At 57.5% G+C, this 22,442-nt stretch carries 24 protein-coding genes; 14 read left to right on the top strand and 10 right to left on the bottom strand.

Annotation, left to right across the window (positions count from 1 at the left end; all coding sequences use genetic code 11):
* Positions 1-148: 148 nt before the first annotated feature.
* The 6 genes from ACYVIS_RS10745 (at position 149) to ACYVIS_RS10720 (ending at position 6,227) form a co-directional block, all read left to right on the top strand.
* A complete protein-coding gene (locus ACYVIS_RS10745; RefSeq protein WP_232741492.1) occupies positions 149-1,087 on the top strand; it encodes a beta-keto acid cleavage family enzyme in 939 nt (312 codons plus the stop codon).
* A 90-nt stretch (positions 1,088-1,177) separates the two neighbouring features.
* The gene (locus tag ACYVIS_RS10740; protein WP_232741491.1) at positions 1,178-2,425 is read left to right on the top strand and encodes a branched-chain amino acid ABC transporter substrate-binding protein; all 1,248 of its coding nucleotides are present in this window, start codon (positions 1,178-1,180) and stop codon (positions 2,423-2,425) included.
* Between the two features lie 90 nt (positions 2,426-2,515).
* The gene (locus tag ACYVIS_RS10735) at positions 2,516-3,457 is read left to right on the top strand and encodes a branched-chain amino acid ABC transporter permease (RefSeq protein ID WP_460873955.1); all 942 of its coding nucleotides are present in this window, start codon (positions 2,516-2,518) and stop codon (positions 3,455-3,457) included.
* Positions 3,458-4,747: a branched-chain amino acid ABC transporter permease gene (locus ACYVIS_RS10730; RefSeq protein ID WP_460873954.1), complete on the top strand. Its 1,290-nt coding sequence runs from the start codon at positions 3,458-3,460 to the stop codon at positions 4,745-4,747.
* Positions 4,744-5,502, top strand: coding sequence for an ABC transporter ATP-binding protein (locus ACYVIS_RS10725; RefSeq protein ID WP_460873953.1), 759 nt, complete (start codon positions 4,744-4,746; stop codon positions 5,500-5,502). The genes ACYVIS_RS10730 and ACYVIS_RS10725 overlap by 4 nt, the downstream gene beginning before the upstream one ends.
* A complete protein-coding gene (locus ACYVIS_RS10720) occupies positions 5,499-6,227 on the top strand; it encodes an ABC transporter ATP-binding protein (RefSeq protein WP_460873952.1) in 729 nt (242 codons plus the stop codon). The genes ACYVIS_RS10725 and ACYVIS_RS10720 overlap by 4 nt, the downstream gene beginning before the upstream one ends.
* Positions 6,228-6,275: 48 nt before the next feature.
* Here ACYVIS_RS10720 and ACYVIS_RS10715 read toward each other — a convergent pair whose 3' ends face one another.
* A complete protein-coding gene (locus ACYVIS_RS10715) occupies positions 6,276-7,190 on the bottom strand; it encodes a LysR family transcriptional regulator (RefSeq protein WP_460873951.1) in 915 nt (304 codons plus the stop codon).
* Positions 7,191-7,302: 112 nt separating this feature from the next.
* Between ACYVIS_RS10715 and argC the strand changes: the two genes are divergently transcribed.
* The gene (argC, locus tag ACYVIS_RS10710; protein WP_460873950.1) at positions 7,303-8,232 is read left to right on the top strand and encodes an N-acetyl-gamma-glutamyl-phosphate reductase; all 930 of its coding nucleotides are present in this window, start codon (positions 7,303-7,305) and stop codon (positions 8,230-8,232) included.
* A gap of 68 nt (positions 8,233-8,300) precedes the next feature.
* Here argC and ACYVIS_RS10705 read toward each other — a convergent pair whose 3' ends face one another.
* Together ACYVIS_RS10705 and ACYVIS_RS10700 are read right to left on the bottom strand one after the other, a co-directional pair.
* Entirely contained in the window at positions 8,301-8,741 is a 441-nt protein-coding gene (locus ACYVIS_RS10705) for a tripartite tricarboxylate transporter substrate-binding protein (RefSeq protein WP_232741480.1), read from the bottom strand.
* A 68-nt stretch (positions 8,742-8,809) separates the two neighbouring features.
* Positions 8,810-9,721, bottom strand: coding sequence for a LysR family transcriptional regulator (locus tag ACYVIS_RS10700; RefSeq protein WP_232741479.1), 912 nt, complete (start codon positions 9,719-9,721; stop codon positions 8,810-8,812).
* A 101-nt stretch (positions 9,722-9,822) separates the two neighbouring features.
* Here ACYVIS_RS10700 and ACYVIS_RS10695 point away from each other — a divergent pair, with 101 nt between their 5' ends.
* A complete protein-coding gene (locus ACYVIS_RS10695) occupies positions 9,823-10,704 on the top strand; it encodes an aldo/keto reductase family oxidoreductase (protein WP_232741478.1) in 882 nt (293 codons plus the stop codon).
* Positions 10,705-10,751: 47 nt separating this feature from the next.
* On the opposite strand, the gene ACYVIS_RS10690 is transcribed toward ACYVIS_RS10695, so the two are convergent.
* Complete coding sequence (locus ACYVIS_RS10690) at positions 10,752-11,525, bottom strand: IclR family transcriptional regulator (RefSeq protein ID WP_460873949.1); 774 nt, start codon at positions 11,523-11,525, stop codon at positions 10,752-10,754.
* 119 nt (positions 11,526-11,644) lie between these two features.
* On the opposite strand from ACYVIS_RS10690, the gene ACYVIS_RS10685 reads away from it, so the two are divergent.
* Genes ACYVIS_RS10685 through ACYVIS_RS10675 form a run of 3 tightly spaced genes read left to right on the top strand, consistent with a single transcriptional unit; the run spans position 11,645 to position 14,979 of the window.
* Positions 11,645-12,649 (top strand): Bug family tripartite tricarboxylate transporter substrate binding protein, encoded by a 1,005-nt coding sequence (locus ACYVIS_RS10685; RefSeq protein WP_232741476.1) that lies wholly within the window; start codon positions 11,645-11,647, stop codon positions 12,647-12,649.
* A gap of 35 nt (positions 12,650-12,684) precedes the next feature.
* Complete coding sequence (locus ACYVIS_RS10680; protein WP_232741475.1) at positions 12,685-14,175, top strand: class I adenylate-forming enzyme family protein; 1,491 nt, start codon at positions 12,685-12,687, stop codon at positions 14,173-14,175.
* A 33-nt stretch (positions 14,176-14,208) separates the two neighbouring features.
* Positions 14,209-14,979: a citryl-CoA lyase gene (locus ACYVIS_RS10675; RefSeq protein ID WP_232741474.1), complete on the top strand. Its 771-nt coding sequence runs from the start codon at positions 14,209-14,211 to the stop codon at positions 14,977-14,979.
* Here the strand turns inward: ACYVIS_RS10675 and ACYVIS_RS10670 are convergent.
* Genes ACYVIS_RS10670 through ACYVIS_RS10660 form a run of 3 tightly spaced genes read right to left on the bottom strand, consistent with a single transcriptional unit; the run spans position 14,976 to position 17,622 of the window.
* On the bottom strand, positions 14,976-15,725 hold the full coding sequence (locus tag ACYVIS_RS10670; RefSeq protein WP_232741473.1) for a transporter substrate-binding domain-containing protein: 750 nt from the start codon (positions 15,723-15,725) through the stop codon (positions 14,976-14,978). The genes ACYVIS_RS10675 and ACYVIS_RS10670 overlap by 4 nt on opposite strands.
* A 1-nt stretch (position 15,726) precedes the next feature.
* Positions 15,727-16,686 (bottom strand): Bug family tripartite tricarboxylate transporter substrate binding protein, encoded by a 960-nt coding sequence (locus ACYVIS_RS10665; protein WP_232741472.1) that lies wholly within the window; start codon positions 16,684-16,686, stop codon positions 15,727-15,729.
* Positions 16,687-16,737: 51 nt separating this feature from the next.
* Positions 16,738-17,622: an amidohydrolase family protein gene (locus ACYVIS_RS10660; RefSeq protein WP_232741471.1), complete on the bottom strand. Its 885-nt coding sequence runs from the start codon at positions 17,620-17,622 to the stop codon at positions 16,738-16,740.
* A gap of 34 nt (positions 17,623-17,656) precedes the next feature.
* Between ACYVIS_RS10660 and ACYVIS_RS10655 the strand changes: the two genes are divergently transcribed.
* A complete protein-coding gene (locus tag ACYVIS_RS10655) occupies positions 17,657-19,072 on the top strand; it encodes a LysR family transcriptional regulator (RefSeq protein ID WP_460873948.1) in 1,416 nt (471 codons plus the stop codon).
* 72 nt (positions 19,073-19,144) lie between these two features.
* Here the strand turns inward: ACYVIS_RS10655 and ACYVIS_RS10650 are convergent, their stop codons facing one another.
* The 3 genes from ACYVIS_RS10650 to ACYVIS_RS10640 all read right to left on the bottom strand — a co-directional run bounded on the left by ACYVIS_RS10650 (position 19,145) and on the right by ACYVIS_RS10640 (position 20,580).
* Positions 19,145-19,681 carry a DUF488 domain-containing protein gene (locus tag ACYVIS_RS10650; protein ID WP_232741470.1) on the bottom strand — a complete coding sequence of 179 codons (537 nt, stop codon included), beginning with the start codon at positions 19,679-19,681 and terminating at the stop codon, positions 19,145-19,147.
* Between the two features lie 3 nt (positions 19,682-19,684).
* Positions 19,685-19,897, bottom strand: a complete 213-nt coding sequence (locus tag ACYVIS_RS10645; RefSeq protein WP_232741469.1) for a hypervirulence associated TUDOR domain-containing protein — start codon at positions 19,895-19,897, stop codon at positions 19,685-19,687.
* Positions 19,898-19,995: 98 nt separating this feature from the next.
* Positions 19,996-20,580, bottom strand: coding sequence for a hydrolase (locus ACYVIS_RS10640; protein ID WP_232741468.1), 585 nt, complete (start codon positions 20,578-20,580; stop codon positions 19,996-19,998).
* A 141-nt stretch (positions 20,581-20,721) separates the two neighbouring features.
* Here ACYVIS_RS10640 and ACYVIS_RS10635 point away from each other — a divergent pair, with 141 nt between their 5' ends.
* Both ACYVIS_RS10635 and ACYVIS_RS10630 read left to right on the top strand, forming a co-directional pair.
* Positions 20,722-21,402 carry a TetR/AcrR family transcriptional regulator gene (locus ACYVIS_RS10635; RefSeq protein WP_232741467.1) on the top strand — a complete coding sequence of 227 codons (681 nt, stop codon included), beginning with the start codon at positions 20,722-20,724 and terminating at the stop codon, positions 21,400-21,402.
* A gap of 20 nt (positions 21,403-21,422) precedes the next feature.
* Complete coding sequence (locus tag ACYVIS_RS10630) at positions 21,423-22,439, top strand: Bug family tripartite tricarboxylate transporter substrate binding protein (RefSeq protein WP_232741466.1); 1,017 nt, start codon at positions 21,423-21,425, stop codon at positions 22,437-22,439.
* The last annotated feature ends 3 nt before the right edge of the window (positions 22,440-22,442 follow it).

Below are 22,442 nucleotides of genomic sequence, written 5' to 3'. Positions count from 1 at the left end.
CAACTGTCCGAATATGACCTTTCGGGTGCCATCATATTTCACTAATATCAATATCACAAGAGGCAAGCTGAACAGCGGACCGCGCGCCAAACTCGCCACGGTCAGCGCAACACGCAGCGCCAATGCAACACCGTGGAGGAATACACGCATGAGCGGTCCCAATCGCAAAGTCATTATTTCTTGCGCCATCACCGGCGCAACGCATACGCCATCGATGTCTGAATTCCTGCCATTGACGCCCGCGCAGATTGCGACGCAATCCATAGAGGCGGCGGAAGCGGGCGCAGCCATTCTCCATTTGCATGCCCGGAATCCTTTGGATGGCCGGCCGACCCCTGCGCCCGAAGTGTTCGGGGAATTTGTTCCCCTCATCGCGGCAGCGACCGATGCGGTCATCAATATAACGACGGGCGGCAGCACACGCATGACATTGGCCGAGCGTCTGGCCTATCCCAGATTGGCCAAGCCAGAGATGTGCTCGCTGAACATGGGTTCGATGAACTTCTCCATCCATCCGATCGCGGCGAAAATTTCGTCATGGCGCCACGACTGGGAAAAAAGCTTTATCGAAGGGACGGAAGACACAATTTTCCGTAATACCTTCAAGGACATCAAGAAAATCCTGCTTGAGCTGGGCGCGCACGGCACACGCTTCGAGTTCGAATGCTACGACCTCGGCCATCTTTACAATCTGGCGCATTTCGTGGACCAGGGCCTTATCAAGCCGCCATTTTTCATCCAGTCGGTCTTCGGCATTCTTGGCGGACTCGGGGCCGATCCAGAGAATATGACAGTGATGCGGTCGACAGCCGACCGTCTTTTCGGGCGGGAAAACTACCTCTTTTCCATCCTTGGCGCGGGGCGGCATCAAATGCCGCTCGTGACGATGGGCGCCATCATGGGCGGAAATGTTCGGGTTGGCCTGGAGGACAGCATCTTTCTTTCAAGGGGTGTCAAGGCTGAAACGAATGCTCAACAGGTTCGAAAAATTCGACGCATCCTCGAAGAGCTTTCATTTGAAATCGCAACACCTGCCGATGCCCGGAAAATGTTGGGCCTGAAAGGCGCAGACTCGGTCGAGTTTTGACACCGTTGCCAGATCTGTGCAGCAGGATGTGAAGCATCAGGGGGTATGACGCTGTAGCCATTTCAAATCCGTACAACTCAGGAGACAAACATGATTTCTAGCCACATTATTCGTCCGTTGATTCTTTCCGCAGCCTTGTCGTCGCTCGGTGGCATGGCCTGCGCCGCGCCGGTGAAAATAGCTCTCATCGAGACCTTGTCGGGTCCGCAAGCATCCACGGGGAACACGTATCGCGATGCCGCTCGTTATGAAGTCGACAGGCTCAACGCTGAAGGCGGGTGGAACGGCGAACCGATCAAGCTGCTCGAGTACGATAATCAGGGTACGCCCAGCGGCGCTGCCGACAAGCTCAAAACAGCAATAGCGGACGGTGCGCAGTTGGTGATTCAAGGGGCTTCTTCGGCGATTGCCGGCCAGCTGAGCGAAGACATTCGAAAGTACGATATCCGTAATCCCGGCAAAGAGCTGCTGTTCGTGAATGTGGGTGCCGAGGCCATGGATTTGACCGGCGCCAAGTGCCATTTTCACTCGTTCCGGTTCATCAGCAATGCACAAGTCAAGATCAAGGCTCTGGTGGCTGCCATGAAGGCGGCCAATGTACTGGGTACGCGCGTTTATTCCATAAACCAGAACTATTCCTGGGGGGCGGACGTGCAGCAGGCTATCGAAGACAACGCGGCTAATGGCGGCTACGAGGTCGTAGGCAAGACCTTGCATGATGTCAACAAGATCCAGGATTTCTCGCCCTATGTCGCCAAGATCGCTGCCACGCATCCTGATACCGTCATTACCGGAAACTGGTCCAATGATCTTCTGCTTCTGATGAAAGCCGCCAGGTCCGGAGGGCTTAAAGTACGTTTTGCCACCACGTACATGGATCAGCCAGGCAATCTGGCCAATGCGGGCAGCGTCGCCCTGGGAGCGTACGTGGTCCATCCCTTTGATGCCGAGGCGGGCGGCAAGAAAAGCGAGGCGTTCTCCGAGGCATTCAAGGCCAAGGTAGGTCATTATCCCGTGTTTGTGGAACCTCAAACCGTTTTCGCGGTGAAGATGGTCGGCGCCGCCTTGAAGCAGGTAAAGCCCGAGAACGGAAAGTTGAACGTCAACAAACTGGCCCTGGCGATAGAGCAAACCAAGGTAGAGACTCCCATGGGTGAGTGGAGTATGCGCGCGGCGGATCACCAAGTCTTGTTGCCATTGGTCGTTTCCGTAGTATCCAAAGACGCGAAATTCAAGGTGGACGGAACCGACATGGGGTTTAGACCCGTCAAGCTGCTGACGGCCGACGAGGCGGCGACTCCGGCACAGAAAACCTGCAAAATGAAACGCCCCAGCTAGGCGCCTCCGGTTTCGCGTTCCTTTCCCATTCTGCAGAATGCCATCATCCAGGGTCGAGCCCGGATGATGGCTTAGCGTTTAAAGGTCATCATGGATTATTTTCTTGTATCGTTGTTGAACGGACTGATCTATGGGCTGCTGCTTTTCATGGTGTCCGCGGGGCTGACGCTGATTTTCGGCATGATGGGTGTGTTGAACTTCGCCCACGCCTCGTTCTACATGCTGGGGGCGTACTTTGCCTACCTGCTGGGCCCCTATATCGGGTTTTGGCCCGCCATTGCCTGCGCGACCGTGCTTGTCGGTTTGGTCGGGGTGGTCGTGGAGCGATACTTCCTGCGTCGGGTACACAAGTACGGCCATGCCCACGAACTGTTGCTGACTTTTGGGCTGTCGTTCATCATCGCGGAACTGGTGAAGCTTTTCTTTGGCAACTACCCCGTCAATTATCACGTTCCGGCCATGCTTTCGTTTTCCGCGTTTCACATCGGCCCTTTGGCATACCCCGTCTACCGCTTGCTTATGGGGGGCGTCGCGCTGCTGATGTTTGGCGTGATCTATCTGCTGCTCACCCGCACACGGGTTGGCATCATCGTACGTTCGGCCATCTACAAGCCGGCCATGGCCGAGGCTCTGGGCCATAACGTACCTCGAGTATTCATGGCTGTCTTCGGGGTGGGCGCGGCCCTGGCCGGGCTGGCAGGTGCTGTGGCGGGAGCCTTTTATACGACCAATCCGAATATGGCGATCGAACTGGGCGTCCTGGTGTTTGTCGTGGTTGTGGTCGGGGGGCTCGGATCGCTCGAGGGCGCGATGCTGGCCTCCTTGCTTATCGGACTGTTGACCGCTTTCAGCGTGGGAGTCGACTACAGCCTTGCCGATCTTTTCACCTGGCTCGGCGCGGGCGACTGGGCACAACGCATGGGCGGACTCTTCACCCTGAAACTGTCCGGCCTGTCGGCCACCATCCCTTATGCACTCATGCTGTTGATCCTGCTGGTGCGCCCCTCCGGGCTGATGGGCGAGAAGGAGTAAATGGTGAAGACACGTCGTTTTCTGTTGCTGGCGGCTATTTTCGGGCTGGTTCTGGTGCCTGTCTTGTTGAGCCAGTCGCTGGTCAACGCCGCGATCCAGATGCTTATTGCGAGCCTGTTTGCCTGCGCGTTCAGTCTGCTGTGCGGGCAAGGCGGCATGTTGTCTTTCGGGCATGCCGCCTATTTCGGGGTCGGTGCATTCGCCACTGTGCACGCCATGAACGCATTCAACGGCGCCGGGCTTCTTCCCACACCGTTCTTGCCTCTGGTCGGAGCGGCCATGGGGCTTGTGGTGGGCCTGCTTGCCGGCTGGTTCGCCACGAAAAGAAGCGGCGTTTATTTCGCGATGATCACGCTGGCGCTGGCCGAACTGCTGTATGCCCTGGCGCCGCACCTCAAGGGCTGGTTCGGCGGAGAGGCCGGCGTTTCCTCGATGCGCATGCCAGCCTTTGGCCTGAGCTTCGGCTCGAACACCGAGGTCTACTACCTGACCTTGATATGGGTGCTGGTCTCGCTCGGACTGCTTTACCTGTTTACGCTGACCCCTCTGGGACGGCTGACTCTGGGTCTGCGCGAAAACGCGCGCCGCCTGTCCTTTCTGGGCTACAACGTTCATCGGGTCAGTGTGCTGGTGTTTGCCATCTCGGCGATGTTCTCGGGTATCGCGGGCAGCTTGCAGGCATTGAACATGGAAGCCGCCAATTATGTAATCTTCGATTTGCAAGGCTCGGCCGAGGTGCTATTGAACAGCTTCATCGGCGGAGTCACCATTTTTCTGGGGCCAGTCCTTGGGGCCGCACTCATGACTTTTTTCGGTTACCTGGTCTCGGACATGACGCATTCCTGGCTGCTGTACAAGGGCCTGCTTTTTGTGGTGATAATGCTTTTCATGCCACGGGGCATTGCCGGGCTCGTGCAATCAGTCGCCGCCAGCGGCCGGCGGCAGGGATTCACGCGGTTGGCGCCATCCATGGCGTTATATGCCGTCGCCTCGCTGCTGTTGACGGCTGGCACGGTGTATTTGGTGGAGCTGTTGCAGCGCTTTTTCTCCCAGGACTATCGGTCGCTGGCCGTCCTCAATGGGAAAGGCTGGCCGCCCATTGCCTTGTTCGGGGCTCAATGGGATCCCACCGCCGTGCTCACCTGGGTGCTACCCGTCCTGGCCTTGATCTCTGGCGTAGCGGTGCTGCGCCTGGCGTATTCCCGCCGGATTTTTGTCGTCGAGAATGGAGAATGTGTCCAGGCGCCTCTTGCCTTTGATAGCGTAGCTCCAAAAGGAGGGCAGCCATGAACGAGTCACCCATTCTTTCTCTGCGCGGCGTGCATAAGTCATTTGGGCAAACCCAGATTATCCGCGGCGTCGATCTGGATATTGTCCGGGGCGAGCGACACGCCCTGATCGGGCCGAATGGAGCAGGCAAATCGACCTTGTTTCATCTGATCTCGGGCCGGCTCGCCCCTACACGCGGCGAGATCGACCTCGACGGTCGGCCGATACAGGGCTTGCCCCCCGAGCAGGTCAATCGCCTGGGTTTGGCCCGGTCATTTCAGATCACCAATGTCTTTCCGGGTTTGACCGTGTTCGAGAACTTGCGCCTGGCGGCAATGCGCCCGTACGGGCTGCAGTATGTTTTTTGGACACTGATCCAGACCCGTCGACGGATCACGGCCCAAGTGGAGCAATTGCTCGAGCAAGTCCGCCTGCAAGCGCGGGCTGGTACGCTCGCCGGTGAGCTGTCGTACTCCGAGCAGCGTTCGCTGGAAATAGCCATGACCCTGGCCTCGGACCCAAAGGTGATCATGCTCGATGAGCCAATGGCCGGCATGTCCAATGAGGAAACCGACTACACACTGGCGTTGATACGCGAGGTAACGCAAGGGCGCACCCTTCTGATTGTCGAACACGACATGAATGTAGTGTTTGCCTTGAGCGACCGAATAAGCGTCCTGGTCTATGGTTGCATTATCGCGACTGGAAACCCGGATGAGATCCGACACAACAAGGCTGTGAAAGAGGCTTACCTTGGGGAGGAGATCGAGCAATGACGGCCGATGCCAAATCCCCGCCCTTGTTATCCGTGCAGGAGTTGCACGCTCATTATGGAAGGAGCCATATTCTTCATGGAGTCAGTTTCCATGTTTCATCAAATGAAGTAATCAGCCTGTTGGGGCGCAATGGCTCAGGCCGATCCACCACATTAAAGGCAATCATGGGGTTGGTGCCTCCGACAGATGGATCGATTCGGCTACGCCAGCACGAACTCGCGGGCCTGCGCCCGTACTCAATTTGCCGCCATGGCATCGGCTACGTACCCGAGGAGCGAGAGATTTTCGCGAACCTGACCGTCGAGGAGAATCTGCGCATGGGCATGCAGCCGGCCGTTAACGGCGCGTCGGTCTGGACAATCGAGCAAATGTTCGATTATTTCCCGCGCCTCAAAGAGCGCCGCAATACCAAAGGCGCCAGCCTTTCGGGTGGCGAGCAGCAGATGCTGACAATCTGCCGGGCGTTACTGGGCAACCCTTTGCTGATGTTGATCGATGAACCCACCGAGGGGCTGGCGCCGAAGATCGTCGCCGCCGTCGGTGAGGCCATTGCCGACATCCACCGCCAGGGCGTAGCCGTCATCCTTGTCGAACAGAAACTGGCGATCGCCTTGAAGGTATCGAGCCGGGTGTGCGTCATGGGACATGGCCGCATCGTGTTCGAGGGCTCGCCCGAAGCGCTGGGCGCCAGCCCCAGGATTCTTGCGGAGTGGCTGGCTGTGTGAGACGCTGTTTATGGCGTTGCACGCCAGTACCAGCCGATGAGGCCAACGCTATTTCGTGGAATTTTTCGTCATACGGCTATTCCCAACCGCCAGTTCAGTCAGCACATTCAACACATGCCGTGTGGCCGGTTCCATAGGGCCGACGCGATAGGCAATGCCCAGGTGCCGCCACAGGGCCGGGCGCAGGGGGCGCATTGCGATACGCTCATCCGGAACGGGCGCATCTGCCTCGTGCGGCAGCAGGGTTGCGCCGTATCCCGCGGCGACCAGGCTTTTGATGGCATCGTTATAGTTAAGCAGGATGCGTGCTTGCGGCTGCAGCCCGGAAGAGGCGAACCATTCAGTGGTTACGCGTGACAACTGTGTGCTGGCATCGTTCAGAATCAGCGGACGATGGCCCAGCCACGCCGGCGTAATATGGGCGGGCTTGTCCCAGGCCGATGGGACAAAGGCCATAATCGGGTCGCGCCGCCACGGGCGCAGTTCCAGCCCGCTCATGGGCGCTTGCGGTAGCGCAACCAGGCCCACATCCAGGGTGCCCGCCATGAGCCGCGCCAGTGATTCCCGCGAGGTGAGCACCATGACCTGCACGTCGATATCGGGATGGCGGACGCTCAGCGTATCCAGTGCCTGCGGCAGCAAATGGGCAATTGCACCGGTCGAAGCGCCCAGGCGCACCCGGCCGGCCAGGCCTTGGGCCTGGCGCAGCACATCATCCAGTGCCTGGTCCGCATCCGCTAAAAGACGGCGGGCACGTTCCAGCAAGGTTTCGCCGATGGTGGTGGGATGGATCTGTCCGCGCTTACGCGACAGCAGCGGGGCGCCGATGCGGGCTTCGAGGTCTTTGATGTGCAGGCTTACCGTGGGTGGGGCCAGGTTCAAGGCGCGTGCCGCCTTGGCGAACGAGCCCAATTCCGCGATCACTAACAAAGTACGCAAGCGGTCCAGATTGATTTCACGCATTGATGGAATACGTTCAGAATTTATGAATTAGATGGTCATTATATTCAACTTTTCTTTTCAATAGACATGGCCGAAGATGGATGCTTCACCCCATTCACTCTACGAGACTGCCATGAATCAGCCCATTGTTTTTATTGACGGGGACCAGGGCACGACCGGTCTGCAAATCCACACCCGGTTAAGCGGACGGACCGACCTGCGTCTTTTTACATTGCCTGATGTCGAGCGTAAAGATCCGCGGCGCCGTGCCGAGGCCATTAATGCGGCCGATGTTGCGATCCTGTGCCTGCCGGACGAACCGGCTCGTGAGGCCGTCGGCGCAATCACAAACCCATCGGTGCGTGTCATTGATGCGAGCTCTGCCCATCGCACGCAGGAGGGCTGGGTCTATGGATTTCCGGAACTGGACTTGGGTCAGGCGGAGCGCATTGCGCCCGCCAAGAGGGTGAGTAATCCTGGCTGTTATCCTACAGGCGCAATCGCACTCCTGTGGCCGCTCGTCAAGGCCGGGCTGATTCCAGCGGACTATCCGATTTCCGTACATGCCGTGTCGGGCTATTCGGGGGCCGGACGCGCGGGGATCGATCTGTATGAAGCGCCCGGTTCGGCCGCGGCGCCCGCATTCCAGGTCTATGGTCTAGGGCTTTCTCACAAGCATGTGCCGGAAATCCAGCACCATGCGGGCTTGTCGCAACGCCCTTTCTTCGTTCCCGCGTATGGAGCTTTTCGGCAAGGCATTGTGTTGACCATTCCGTTGCAACTGCGCCTGTTGCCCTCTGGCGTAAACGCCAAGCGCCTGCACGAGAGCTTGCTGCGCCATTATGAAGAATCAAGTCACGTGCAGGTCATGTCGCCCGAATGGGCTGCCGCGACGACGCATCTGGATCCTGAGGCGCTCAATGACAGCAATGAACTTCGTCTGGCGGTATTTTCAAACGAAGCACATGGCCAAGTGCTGCTGGCGGCGGTATTCGACAACCTGGGCAAAGGCGCTTCAGGTGCCGCAATGCAGAATCTGGATCTGATGCTGCGGGCGATGTGATCAGTCGGGCCTCATCGCCTGGCCTGATCCGTCGCGCGTCAGATCCTGCGCGTACGACGACGCCCGCATCAGGGGTGTAGCTTGGTATTCTTCAGCAATACCTCGCTCTTGGCATATTCGGCCACCATCAGCTTTCTGAAGTCGTCACCCGACAGATATTCGGGCCCCGCCTGCAGGGTCTTGAGCGTGGCCAGGTAGTGGGGCGTCTTCATGCCATCGGCGCAGGCGCTCTCTATGGCCGTCTTGGCCGCCGGGTTCAAGCCCTTGGGGGCGATCAGCCCGCCCATGATGGACCAGACTACTTTGTATCCCAGCTCGGTGAACGTCGGCGTGCCCGGCGCCTCTGTCGCCCGTGAATCGGCCGCTACGGCCAATTGCTTCAGGTGATGCGCGGAAGCCACGGCGCTGGTGCCGAAATACACATCCACGTGCTTGCCCAGCAGATCTATCACGGCTTGTCCTTCCCCTTTATAGGGAATATGCGTCATCGAAATGCCTGCCTGCTTCATGAAGTCCAGCGCGGGCCAGGCGGGGAGCTAGGGTAGCGGCCTATTCCTGGGCCATCAGCGAGATCATCTTATTCGGCATGCAGCGACGGCGCCTTGATGAAGTCGATAAAGGCTTTGAGTGGCGCGGGAACGAGCCTGCGTCCGGGATAATAGAGAAACGGTCCGGGAAAGGGCTGCCACCACGGTTCAAGGACAGGTTCAAGAGTGCCGTTGTCAAGATAAGGGCGCAGCCAGTCCTCGAAGAGGTGGACGATGCCGGTACCGGCGATCGCCGCGTCGACGGCGAGATCGACGGCCCCGCCGATCCGTACGATCAGCGGTCCCGCCGGATCGATTCGAACCACCTCGCCCTTGCATTCGAATTCCCATGGGTGCATTGCTCCGCTGGGAAAGCGGCCACGCAGACAAGCATGGCCGATCAGGTCGCGTGGGTGTTCTGGCCGGCCATGGCGATCGAGGTAAGCCGGAGAGGCGGCTGTGGCAAGGCGCTGGATGCGAGGGCCGATCGGCACGGCGATCATGTCCTGCTCCAGTCGCTCGTCGTAGCGAATGCCCGCGTCGCATCCGGCTGCCAATACGTCGACAAAGCTCTCCTCGGCAACTACGTCGAGCAGGATATCGGGATAGGCGGCGAGGAATGGCGGAACAATGGCGGGTAGCACGAGCCTGGCCGCGCTGACCGGAACATTGAGCTTGAGCGTGCCCGCCGCCTTGTCGCGAAAGCCGTTTACCGCGTCGAGCGCGGCCTCCACTTCGGTCAATGCCGGGGCGAGTCGCGCCAATAAGCCTTTGCCCGCTTCGGTCGGAACCACGCTGCGTGTCGTCCGGTTGAGCAGCCTGACACCGACCTGAGCCTCCAGGCGGCGCACTGCTTCGCTCAACCTGGATGCGCTGGTGCCGTTGGCTCGCGCGCCACCGCGAAAGCCTCCGGCGTGCGCGACCGCCATGAAGGCGTTCAGGTCGTTCATATCGATTTTCATTGTTCGCCATTTAGCACAAGCCGTGCTGATTGTACCGGATTATCGAGACTAATCGGAGTCGCTATGATGGCTTTCAGGTACATTTTTGAAGGAAACGGATCATGTCCAGAATCAATCAATCCGGCACATTCACGCTCGGCAATCGCATTGTGAAGCGGCTTGGCTATGGTGCCATGCAGCTTGCGGGGCCCGGCGTATTCGGGCCGCCCAAGGATCGCGATATGGCATTGACCGTGCTGCGCGAGGCGGTCGAGTTTGGCGTGAACCACATCGACACCAGTGACTTCTATGGCCCGCATATCACCAATCAGCTGATCCGCGAGGCGCTCAGCCCCTACCCCGATGATCTCGTCATTGTCACCAAAGTCGGCGCTGTGCGAGGGGAGCAGGGATCGTGGCTCCCCGCCTTCGCGCCTGGGGATCTGACCCAGGCAGTCCACGACAATCTGCGCAATCTTGGGCTCGATGCGCTGGACGTGGTCAACTTGCGGATCATGTTCGGCATCCATGAGCCTGCCGAGGGGTCGATCGAGGCGCCGCTCAGCGTCCTGGCCGAGCTTCAACGACAGGGCCTCGTGCGCCGCATCGGGTTAAGCAATGTCACTCCCGCGCAGATCGCGGAGGGACGCCGGATCTGTGAGATTGTCTGCGTACAGAACCATTACAACCTGGCGCATCGGGCCGACGATGCGGTGATCGACGATCTTGCCCGCGACGGCATCGCTTATGTGCCGTTCTTCCCGCTGGGCGGGTTCACTCCGCTGCAGTCATCCATCCTGTCTGATGTCGCCCGGCGCCTCAACGCCACACCGATGCAGGTTGCGCTCGCCTGGCTGCTGCGGCGCGCACCCAACATTCTGCTGATTCCCGGCACCTCGTCTGTGACGCATCTGCGGGAGAATCTCGCCGCCGCGGAGTTAAGCTTGCCGGACGATGCCGTCGCAGCGCTGGATGGCATAGCCGCGAACGTCGACGCTGCCTGAGGGCGGCATGCATTGCACGGTGGCGGTGCGCGTTCGCCGGCCGTGCTTCAGGACTCGTTTGAAGTCGACTGGAAATGGGCGGCCGCCAGTTCTTTTTTTATGACATTGATAATAAAGTGCTGCCGCTTCAAAGGCATTCTGTCGACCACGCTGGAGACACTGATGGCAAAGAGTGGATTGTCCGGGTTGCGTAATATGGGCACGCCCACGCCCAGTACACCCGGCACCGCGGCATTCCCTACGGCGGACCAGCCCCGCTCAAGGGTTGATGCGATTAGCTTCCTTAGTTGTTTGCTTGTCATGCCTCCATAGTTCGCCAATTTTTCTTTATTTATATCGAGAATGTCGTCGATATCGTTCTGCGGCAAGTTGGCAAGCAGGGTCAGCCCTGCGGCCCCAACCCCCAAAGGCTGTCTATGCCCGATCGTGACGGAAAGCACTTGCAGCGGGTATGTCCCAAGCTCTCGATGCACGCACAGGGAGTCGCCGTCTTCTCGCCTTACCAGGAACGAGGAATCGCCCGTTTGCGCGCTGATGCGCTGTAGCACGGGCTTTAGCCTTTCGGTGGTGTAGGCCAATGACGTGCCGCGTGTAAAACGCATTTCATTAAAAACAAATACCCGCTTGTCCGGCGACGCATGGGCATACCCCTCCCTGATCAGAATATCGAGAAAGCGGTATACCGTCGTGCGTTCGATGCCCGTCTGGATCGCAATATCGGTAATTTTCAAGCCGGTGTCGCCCGCGCTATGCAGGGCGTCCATGATGCGAAGCCCACGCGCAAACGTCTTGGGCCCCGATTGCTTCATTGTCGAACTCATGGCCGGAACTCCTGTTCATAAATTGAACATTTTTGTTTGTTGAATTAATAATTACCTGCCTATTATAGGGATTGATGCTATTTATATGTTCAATTTATAGACAAATAATGGAGACAAGAATGAAATCCACTTCCTGGAAATCCCGCCTCAAGGTAAGCTTGCTGTGCATGGCGCTGCCAGCGTCGATGTTGGGCAATACGCCTACGCAAGCCGCCGAAGCGGCCTATCCGTCACGACCCATTACCTTGATCGTGGGGTATTCGGCGGGCGGTGCCACCGACATTCTGGCCCGGATAATAGCCAAATCCCTCACTCTCGAACTCAAGCAGTCCGTTATCGTTGAAAACAAGGCGGGAGCAAACAGCAATATCGGCGCGGAGTATGTATCGCGCGCGAAAAAAGATGGCTATACCTTGTATGTCGGCACGATCGCCAACACGATCAACCGTGCTCTTTACAAAGACCTTCATTACGATTTCGTAAAAGACTTTGCGCCTGTAGGCATGATGGCCTCCATCCCGAACGTCCTTGTCGTCAACCCCAAATTACCCATCCACTCGGTGCAGGAATATATCCAATATGCCAAAGCCCACCCGGGCAAGCTGACTTGCGCCTCGTCGGGCATAGGGTCATCGATCCACATGTCGTGTGAACTGTTCAAGATAAAAACCAATACCAAGATCATGCATGTTCCCTATCGCGGCAGTGGCCCCGCGGTGGCCGATTTATTGGGAGGGCAGGTTGATTCCATGTTTGACAACTTACCCTCGTCCCTGCCTCATATACAAGCCGGCAAATTGCGCGCACTGGCCACCACGACTACTGAGCGCGTGAAGCCGCTACCCAATGTGCCCACTTTCGCTGAGATGGGCGTCAAGGACTTTGTCGTATCTTCCTGGTTTGGAATCGATGCTCCCGCGGGCACTCCCGCATCTGTGATCAAAACGCTCAATACGGCCTTGAACAAGGCCTTGAAGTCCCCCGAGGTGGTCGCGATTTTCGACAAACAGGGCTTTACCGCTCCAGAGGGAACGAACTCAGCGGAAAGTCTGAAGAAATTTACACAAGAGGAAATCGTCAAATGGGCGAAAGTGGCCGACAAGGCCAATATCAAGGTTAATTAATTATTTTTCATGACATCAGAAAGGCGCTCAACGTAATGGTTCCCATAGATTTTCTGTATCGTGCAGCCCAATCGCACGCCAATAGAATAGCCATCGAAAGTCCGACCGAATGCATCACTTATGCCGAATTAATGGTGGCTGTAAATGCCCTGGCGGTCGCGCTTCAAGAAAGAGATCCAGCCCCTGGGTCCCGAGTCGGATTATGCGCGGCCAACGCCCCCAGCTACATTGTCGGCATGCTGGCCATTCTGGCGGCGGGAAAAGTATGGGTTCCCCTGAACTACCGAAGCACCTCGAGTGAAATTCACCGAATTCTGGAAACGACGACACCCACGGCCATACTGGTTGACAATCTGGGCGATGCCCTGATTGGCGGCCACGGCAATGAGAAAATTCAGTTCTCCCAGTTTCCTGAATTGATCGACAGCCACCGGAATCAGTCGCCCCTGCGTTTTGAGCATTCACGGGACGACACCCAGGCCATTAAATTCACCGGCGGCACGACCGGCATTCCCAAGGGGGTCATGCAACCCTATCGAGCCTGGGTGGCCGGCATTATTAATCAGATTGCGGGCTGGGAAATTACCCTCAACGACAAATTTGTAATATGCGCGCCTATTAGTCATGGCACGGGAACGTATATTGTGCCCATTTTGGCGCAAGGCGGATGCCTGCTGTTGTGCAAATCAAACTCCGCGGCTGACATCGGCCATGCATTCGCGCGGCAAGGAGGCACCATGACCTTCATGCCTCCCACCCTGATCTACAAGTTGATGACAGCGCCGGAAATACACCGGGCATGCTTCCCGTCGCTGCGGCTGCTGATATATGGCGGGGCACCGATGCCCGCCGAAAAAATCTCCGCCGTACAGGAGTTTTTCGGCCCGGTCGTCGCCACAACATATGGCCAGACGGAAGCGCCGCAAATCGCCACCTTGCTCAGCTCCCGCGACTTGGCGCTACCTGAAAACCGAACCTCCGTCGGCCGAGTGACGTGGCTCTCGGAGCTTGCCATTTTGTCGCCCGATCGCACGCACTTGCCAACAGGCCAACTGGGCGAGGTCGCCATCAAGGGCGATCTCGTGATGACGGGCTATTGGAAATTGCCCGAAAAAACCAGCGAAACCATTGTCAATGGCTGGCTGCTTACAGGCGATGCAGGGTATATAGACGAGCGCGGGTTTTTGTTTCTTAAAGAGCGATTGCGCGACGTGATCATCACGGGCGGATTCAATGTTTATCCCATAGACGTTGAATCCGCGCTGTCGCAACACGAGGCCGTGCATGAGGCGTGCGTCTTCGGCGTGCCCGATGAAAAGTGGGGGGAAACGGTTAACGCCGCCATAGAGTGCAAACCCTCGTTCTCGGTGTCTGAAGAGGAACTTAAGGCGTTTGTGCGTGAAAAGCTCGGGCCGGTACTCACACCCAAGCACATTTATTTTTACGATAGCCTACCCAGATCAGCAGTGGGCAAAGTATTGAAAATGGCTATAAAGGCCAAGGCAAGCCAAACGATCCAGACCTGACTGAACACCAGAATCAACAAACAAGGAACCAGCATGAATAAAACGCCGACAACGGAATTATGCGCTCACAGTCTTACAGGCATGAACTACCGGGACAAGGACTTGGTCAACGATTTAATTGGCGAGCGCACCTTCACCGAGGTCATGTTCATGCAAATTACCGGCCGCATTCCGCGACCTGTCGATTTGCGAATTGTCGATGCGGTGCTCATCACGCTGATGGAACATGGCCTGACCCCCAGCGCCATTGCGACACGCCTCATCTATATGAGCGCCCCGGAAAACCTGCAAGGGGCTGTATCGGCGGGGCTTATGGCGGTTGGAAGCCAATTTGTGGGCACGATGGAAAACTGCTCCGGGTTGCTCAATCAATTGCTCGATTCCGGTAATCCGGAACAGACGGCGTTGGATATCGCGCATTCATATAAAAATGACAAACAGCATTTGCCTGGCTTCGGCCACCATCTGCATAAACCCGACGACCCACGCTCGATCAAACTGATTCAAATTGCGCAGCGGGAAACTGAACTGGCCCAGTCCCATGTCAACGCCTTGCTTACACTGAACAGAGCCGTAGACGACGTGTATGGAAAGCACATCACTATTAATGCGACAGGTGCCGTTGCGGCATTATTGGGAGAACTCGGCATTCCCACCCAGTTGATGCGCGGCTTTGCCGTGATTTCACGAGCCGCTGGCCTGGTATCACATATTGCCGAGGAGCAACGAGTCCCTAGCGGTCGATTTATATGGGACACGATAGATCAAGCGATCCCTTATATTAAAAAAAGCACCGACCGTTAGCCTGCAGGGTAGCCCGCGGGCGCAATGGCAGGCCCTGCAATTCCATGGCTCTGCAATGCGTGGGCTATGAAACCGCCTGCCTTGATGTCTTCGATGAATTCATTCAGGGTGGAGCATGCAAGGTCTCCGCGACACTTTTTAATGGCCAGCGATTGGTGGATGGCCATGAATGGCTGCTCGATTATGCGCAAGCCGGGCTGATGTTTGGCCACATCGCGTTGAATCTGGCGCCTTACGCCAGCGGCGGCTTCGTATTCATCGCGGACAAAGGTATCGACGACTTCGGGCGAGGTGGGAACTTCAATCACTTGTGCGTATTTGAACTCGCGTGCAAGAAACAACGCGTAGGCGCTGCCCGCCCCGACGGCAACGCGATGGCCTGGGCGGTCGACGTCCGCGGCGACGATGATCGGGGAACTGTCCGGCACCACGTAGATGCCCTCCATTTGGATATAGGGCGGCGTAAAGTGAATTTCCTGGCCTCGCGTCGGGTCCATGGCGAAAAAGCTTACGTCCACTTTCTCGTCCAGCACCGCCGCTACGCAACGGCGGGCGGAGTCAAATGTCACCAGCTCGGCATCCATGCCCAGCCAGCGACCCAGTGCGAGCGAGATATCGGCGGCCAGGCCCGCGACCTCTCCTTCCGCGGTATGCCCTGAGCAAAGCACCGGATTGGCTAGATTTATGGCTGCGCGCAGGCGTCCGGTGGGTGCTATCAAGGCGGCATGGGGGCGGTTCGGCGTCATGCTAGTGTTCCTTGATGCCCGCGTCGCGCAGAATTACCGGCCATTGCGTCAGTTCCCGCTTGATGCGTTGATCCAGAACGGTTGCCGTACTGCCAATTGGGCGTGTCCCGGTCGCTATGAGTTTTGCCGACACGTCCTTGTCGTGGATAGCCTGCATGAAAGCTTTTTCCAGCTTTGCGCGTATAGGTGCCGGTGTGGCCGAGGGCGCGACAATGCCGATCCAGTAGGTTGATTCGAAGCCCGGGTAGCCGGATTCGGCGACGGTGGGGACATTGGGCAATTGCTCCATGCGTTGTGCGCTGGTGACCGCATACAGCTTGAGCTTGCCGCTTTGCACGAAGCCGTTCGCCGTAATGTATGCATCAACTTTCACCTGATAGACGCCATGCACCAGATCGGCCAGCGCGGGCGCGGCGCCCTTATAAGGGATATGTGTCATTTGCAGGCCGGCGCGGCTTTTCAGCATTTCCATCGAAAGGTGGGGGAAGGTGCCGATTCCAGCGCTGCCATAATCCAGCTTGTGTGTCTTGGCGTAGCTGATGAACTCCTTGAAATTATTGGGAGGCAATGACGGATGGGCCACAAGCAGCCCGGGCATGTCGCAAAGAAGGGAGATGGGTGCAAAATCTTTCAGCGTGTCGTATGGCAGTGATTTGTATAAGGCCGGATTGGCGGTATGCGAGGTGGTTGCCATCAGCAATGTGTAGCCATCGGGCGCGGACCTCGCCACATAGGCCGAGCCAATAGAGCCGCCCGCGCCCGCGCGATTTTCGACAACAACTGGCTGGCCCAGGATCTGCGCTACTTTTGCACCGACGAGACGGCCCACGAGATCCGTGCTCCCGCCCGGAGAGAACGGTACGATGAGATGGATCGGATGGCTGGGGAACGTGTCCGCCTGTGCCGTAGTGCCAAGCAGCGTGCTGATCAATAATGCTGGGATGATGGAAAAGCGCTTCATGAAAGTCTCCTTGTATTTATTGTTTCCCGTTCCTGCGGCAGTGCGTCGGCCTCAGGCCTCGGACCGGGGTGGCGCGCCATATAGCTGGCCGGGGTTCGTGACCAGGATCCTGGCACGGTCATGCTCATCGGGCGCCCAGTCCGCAATCAGGTCGAACAGGTCGCCGTCGTTGGGCATTTGCCTGTCGACCATATTGACATGGGGCCAGTCCGAGCCCCAGACCATGCGGTCGGGGGCATGGCGGATCAAGGCGCGGGCAAATGGCGTGACCGCCGGATAGGGCATATTGCCGGCAGCGCAGCGCATCGGTCCGGAAAGCTTGATCCAGACACGGCCCGTGTCGAGCATCTTCAGTATGGCTTTCATTGCGGGTTGGTCCAGGCCTTTGGCCGTTGGCACGCTCCCGAAATGGTCCAGGACGATCTTGCTGTTGGGCAATGAAAGCAGGCGGTCCGAATATTCGACGATATCTTCGCCGTGCGGATAAAAATGGATGGGCCAGCCTATGTTTTCAGCCTGGGCTGCCATGTCGGGCAGTATCTGCGGCAGATTGGATGCCCGCCTGGCGCTGACAAATCGAACGCCGCGTACGCCCAGCGTGTCCAGCCTCTGAAGCTCCTCATCCGAGAGTGCGTCCGGCGGCAGAATTACACCGACAAAGCGCTGCGGATAGCGCTTCAGCACATCCAGCAGATACCGATAGTCGCGACCGTACCCGCCGCCGCTTACAACAACAGCGCGCGCCAGTCCAAGGGTATCGAGCATCCTTATGGCGGTTTCGGGCAAGGCTGGCGCCGAAACGTATGGGCTGTCGGGGTCGAAAGGGTATTGTTCGACAGGGCCGAAGAGGTGGATTTGACAGTCCCAACCTCCCGTTGGGGCTATCGTCGCCGGCTTTTTGGGAGAGCTATCGGGAGGAGGCGTTAAATAAGGCATTGGGGGGATCTCCATTAAGCAATTGGCTGGATCCGTGGATGCGATCACGGGTCCCTGCTTGCAGTATGCAGAAGGGGGAGCAAGAGGGCATAATGCATTTTGGCCATGCAGCGATACCTTTTGCTTATTGCTGCCGTGGTGGCCCATCGTCCCGCGGGGGCATCGAGGAGGCAGCAAGCTGGAAATCACGACTATCGAACCCAATCTGCGTCGCCTCCGTGCATTCGTAGGGGTGGCGCGATGGAGCAGCGTCAGAAAGGCGGCAGAAGAAATGCATCTGACCCAGCCGGCGGTAACGCGTGCAATCCAGAAGCTCGAGCGTGAGCTTGGTGTGCTTCTGTTTCATCGTACCGCCCAAGGCATGTGTACGACTTCCTTCGGCGCGGTTGCGGAAAAGCGCGCCACGCGCGCATTGATGCATCTGGAGCAGGCGGAGAGCGAGCTGGCCGGGCATCTACGCCGGGAAGAGGCCGAGAATAAAATAATTCGGTGCTCGGTGCGCCACCTTGTCCACGCCCTGACACACCGCCATTTTCAGGCACTCATCGCCACGGCGGAGTCAGGCACGCAGGGTGCTGCGGCCACGCTTCTCGGTATTTCGCAACCGGCCGTGGCACAGGCCTTGAACGATCTGGAGCGACAGGTCGGCGTACCCTTGTTGCTGAGAGCCAGCAGCGGCATGATTGCCACGACCGCAGGCGAGATTCTGATTCGCTGCGGAAAACTCGCCTTGACCGAAATTGCCGCCATGCCTGGCGATATTGCGGAAAGCACGGGGGTCATTATGGGCCGCGTCAGGGTAGGCGTCTTGCCGCTGTCCGGTACGCTGCTGGTACCGCGTGCCGTAAGCCGTCTAATCGAGGAGCACCATGGCCTGAAGATATGCCTTGTGGATGGATCTTACGATACTCTGTTGCAGCAACTGCGCTATGGCGATATAGACGTTATCGTCGGCCCGCTGCGTTCGCCATGTCCGGCCACCGACATCGTGCAAGAGCGGCTGTTCGACAGCACGTTATCGGTGATCGCCCGCAAGGGCCATCCGCTCGACAAGCCGAAGGCCCTGACATTGGCAGCGCTTGGACAGTGGGGCTGGGTGCTGCCCAGGCGAGGTACGCCGGCATACCGTGTGATCGAACGCACCATGCGCAACGCGGGGCTTGCGATGCCGTCCAATCCGATTGAGTCGAATGGCCTGGCGACGATACGCGCTCTGCTGGTCGAGAGCAACCGCCTGTCCATGATCTCAAGACACCAGGTCTATTTCGAAGAACGGGACGGATTGCTCTGCATCCTGCCTGTCGATCTGTGCGAGACTGCGCGCCCGGTCGGCATCGCGACCAGGGCCGATGCGGCGCATTCCGCCGGCGTTCTTGCATTGCTCAAGCACTTGCGCGCCGTGAATCGGGATGCGCTCCTTGCCGACAAGGGTTGTCAGACTGCAGGGTAGTTGCAACTTATCGTCGAGGTAACAGTTGCTGGCGTTGTTAGCCGAAGCCGCCGCGGTGTCCGTTCGGTTGGACTACGGCAGGGTATAAGTCAGTTGGCCGTTTACGATGCGAGCCGGTGAAGTCATTGGGTGGGTGACGCAGTGTTTGGCATCCATAATATGCAAGACGTGGATGCCGTCGGCACAGAGCGCATCGGCGATCATCGAGCGGTGGCAGCGCCACCAGACCGCTTCCGCGCACATCAATGCCGTGCGCGACCGGCAGGCCAGCTCGCGTAGCTCGTCCAACCCTTGCGCGAATTCAGGGCTCGACATGTAGTCCGCGTAGCCACGAAACGAGGCATTGCGCCAGGTGGTGTTCGGCGAGCCTGGGTGAGCACGCCGACGTCCGCCCAGGCTCTTCAGCCATTGATATCCTACACCGTGCGCCGCCAGCGTGGCGGCCAGTGTTTCCTGGTCGTACTGGGGGTATTTGCGCGAGCCAGGCAGGCTGCGTACATCGGCAATGGTCTGAATCTGATGCTCGGCAAGCAGATCGAGAAACTCCTGGATCGGCCGTGTTGAATGGCCGATAGTCCAGACTGTTGTTGCCTGGCTTTTTTTAGGCATGGCCTAGTCGATCTTGTGCAGCGCCGTGCCTTTGTGCATGGCGATGTGCTCGGTTTTATCGCTTTTGATTGCGTACTGTGGGTCGGCCACTGTTGCATGGTGCGTATAACCCTTGTGCTCGAAGTTCTTGGTGTGGATTCTGGTAATCGTGCCGCTTACCTGGCCGGCTTCAGAGTTCCAGCCCACATGGTCGCCAATCTTGAATTTCGTGGTCATGGCAATGATTCCTGTTATGTGCATAGAGGGTGCGCACGCCTGGCTTGCTATGCGTGCCCTGCATGCAAGGACATTATCCGCCTAATCGAGGATCGAATTCATTTCAGGGCTTGGAGCACTTCCTCGGAGTTGCGCGTCAGGCCTATCCTGGGGAAGGTGAATTTCAAGGTTGCCTCGTGTGCTTCGCGTGATGTGCTCGCCATAGCGTCGCTGACGAAAATCTGGTTATAGCCATGTTCGAATGCATCGCGCGCTGTGGATTCAACGCCTACATTAGTGGCTATTCCCGCCAGCACTATTGTGTTGATGCCGCGGCGCCGCAGTTGCAAGTCCAGCTCTGTTCCATAAAAAGCGCCCCACTGGCGCTTGCGGATCAGGATATCACCGGCTTCCGGCCCGATTTCGGGAACCAGCGTGGACCAGTTTTCAGGCCGGCGAACTCCGGCTGGAGCCATGGCGTCGGCTATTGGGCGCAGCATATCGCCCTCATCGGCCAGATTCCCCACGGTGACCAGCACGACCGGCGCGCCGAGTTCACGAAAGCGCTGAGCCAAGGCGGCGCAGCGCTGTATTACTTGGACGCCGGTAATGGGCGCTACATCCATGGCAACAATGCCATGCTGAAGATCGATCAAAACCAGTGCGGTCGACTTAAAGTCTACTGAAAGAGGTTTTTTGTCCATGAACAGCGATCCTTTTACTATAAAAACAAACCTTAGCTTACCGGCCTTGTGGAAAAACAGAGATCAGCGCTTTGATGCGTGCCGTCAGTGTACTGTTTTTATTAAAACAAATGTTTGAAATATTTGTTTTAATAAAATAGAATGCATTCTTCCAATATGAAACCCGAGCGCAAAATCGACACTACGCAGCAGGATCCCATAACTGACAATAAGCCAGCCGACACGCGCAAGCGAATACTCGATGCGGCGGAGCGCCTGTTTGGCGATAAAGGCCTGGATGTTACGTTTCGTGAATTGACGGAGGCGGCCAACGTGAATGTTGCCGCCATCCACTATCACTTTGGCTCGAAAGAGCGTTTGCTCAGTGAGTTGTTTATAGAGCGTACCAAGCCGGTTGTCGAAGGCAGGCTGAAGAAACTGAGAGAGGTTCCGCGCGATGCGCTAGGGAAGGCCAAGCTTGAAGACATCCTGGATGCTTTTCTGGTGCCGGCCCTGGAGCTGCAATCGTCCGCTGAAAACGGCGAAGCCTTTCTACGCTTGCGAGCGCGCCTTGCGTTTGATTCTGTACAGAGCCAGAACCTGGTTTCGGCCGTGTTCGATGAATCGAATGGCCTATTTATCGAAGAGTTTTGCCGGGCCTTGCCGGAAATTCCAAAGGAAGAAATCTATTGGCGGTTTCACTTTCTGTTGGGGGCTGTTCACTACACCATGGCGAACTCGCAAAGGATATCCCGGCTTTCGAAGGGGATGATAAATCCTCGAGCCAAGGGCAATACGATTCCCAGGCTGATCAGTTTTTTTGTAGCAGGATTCAAACACTGAGTCTATAAGGGGGAGGCAAAATGAATCAAAATAATGGAAACGCCCGGCGTCGGATGCTGAAAGCCGTGGGGAACGCTTTGTGCGGCGCGGGTTTGCTGGCCGGGGCATCGTCGCTAATTGTGCCCACGGCTTTTGCGCAAGCCTATCCCGATAAGCCGGTCCATCTGATCGTGCCATTCGGCGCAGGAGGGGCGGTGGATATCGTAGCCCGGATACTTGCGGCGGACCTCACCAAGCGCCTGGGCCAGAATTTCGTTGTCGAAAACCGTACCGGTGCGGGCGGCAATATCGCGGCGTCATTCGTGGCGAAATCCGATCCGGACGGCTATACCTTATTGATGGGATCCACAGGCAATTCGGTCAACGGCAGCCTGTACAGCAACCTTAATTATGATCCCGATCGCGACCTCGCGCCTGTTGCGCTAGTGGGAACGGTACCAACATTGTTGCTGGCCAATCCGTCTGTGCGGGCCAACAATGTCAAAGATCTCATCGATTTGGCTCGCTCGAATCCCAACAGCCTCAATTTTGCTTCGGGCGGAAGCGGTACGACCGAGCATCTGGCCGCGGAAATGTTCAATGCGCAAGCCAAGGTGGACATCAAGCATATCCCTTATCGCGGGGGCAATGCCGCTTTGACCGATGTGATAGGCGGTCACGTCCAGTTGATGTTCACCAATCAATTGAATGCCATCCCTTATCTGAAGGCGGGGACGCTGAAGGCATTGGGTATAGCCAGCGAAAAGCGCAGCCCAGTCTTGCCGGAAATTCCCACTTTCATAGAGCAGGGCATGAAAGATTTCACGGTAAGCGTATGGTGGGGTGTATTTGCTCCCGCTCATATACCGGACGCTGTGGAGAAGACCTTGAATCAAGCGATCAATGCGGCCATCAGTTCGCCTCAGATCGTTGCCCAATTGGCCAAGCTGGGGGCGACGCCGCGCAGCGGCACGTCTCAGGAGTTCGCTGCTTTCTTTCGCCAGGAATCAGCGAAATGGAAAAACGTCGTGGAAACAGCTCATATCAAAGTCGATTGAATC

It is taken from the genome of Paralcaligenes ginsengisoli, assembly GCF_054781135.1.
Note: the sequence above shows the minus strand (reverse complement) of the source record. Positions and strands in the feature narration are given on the sequence as shown.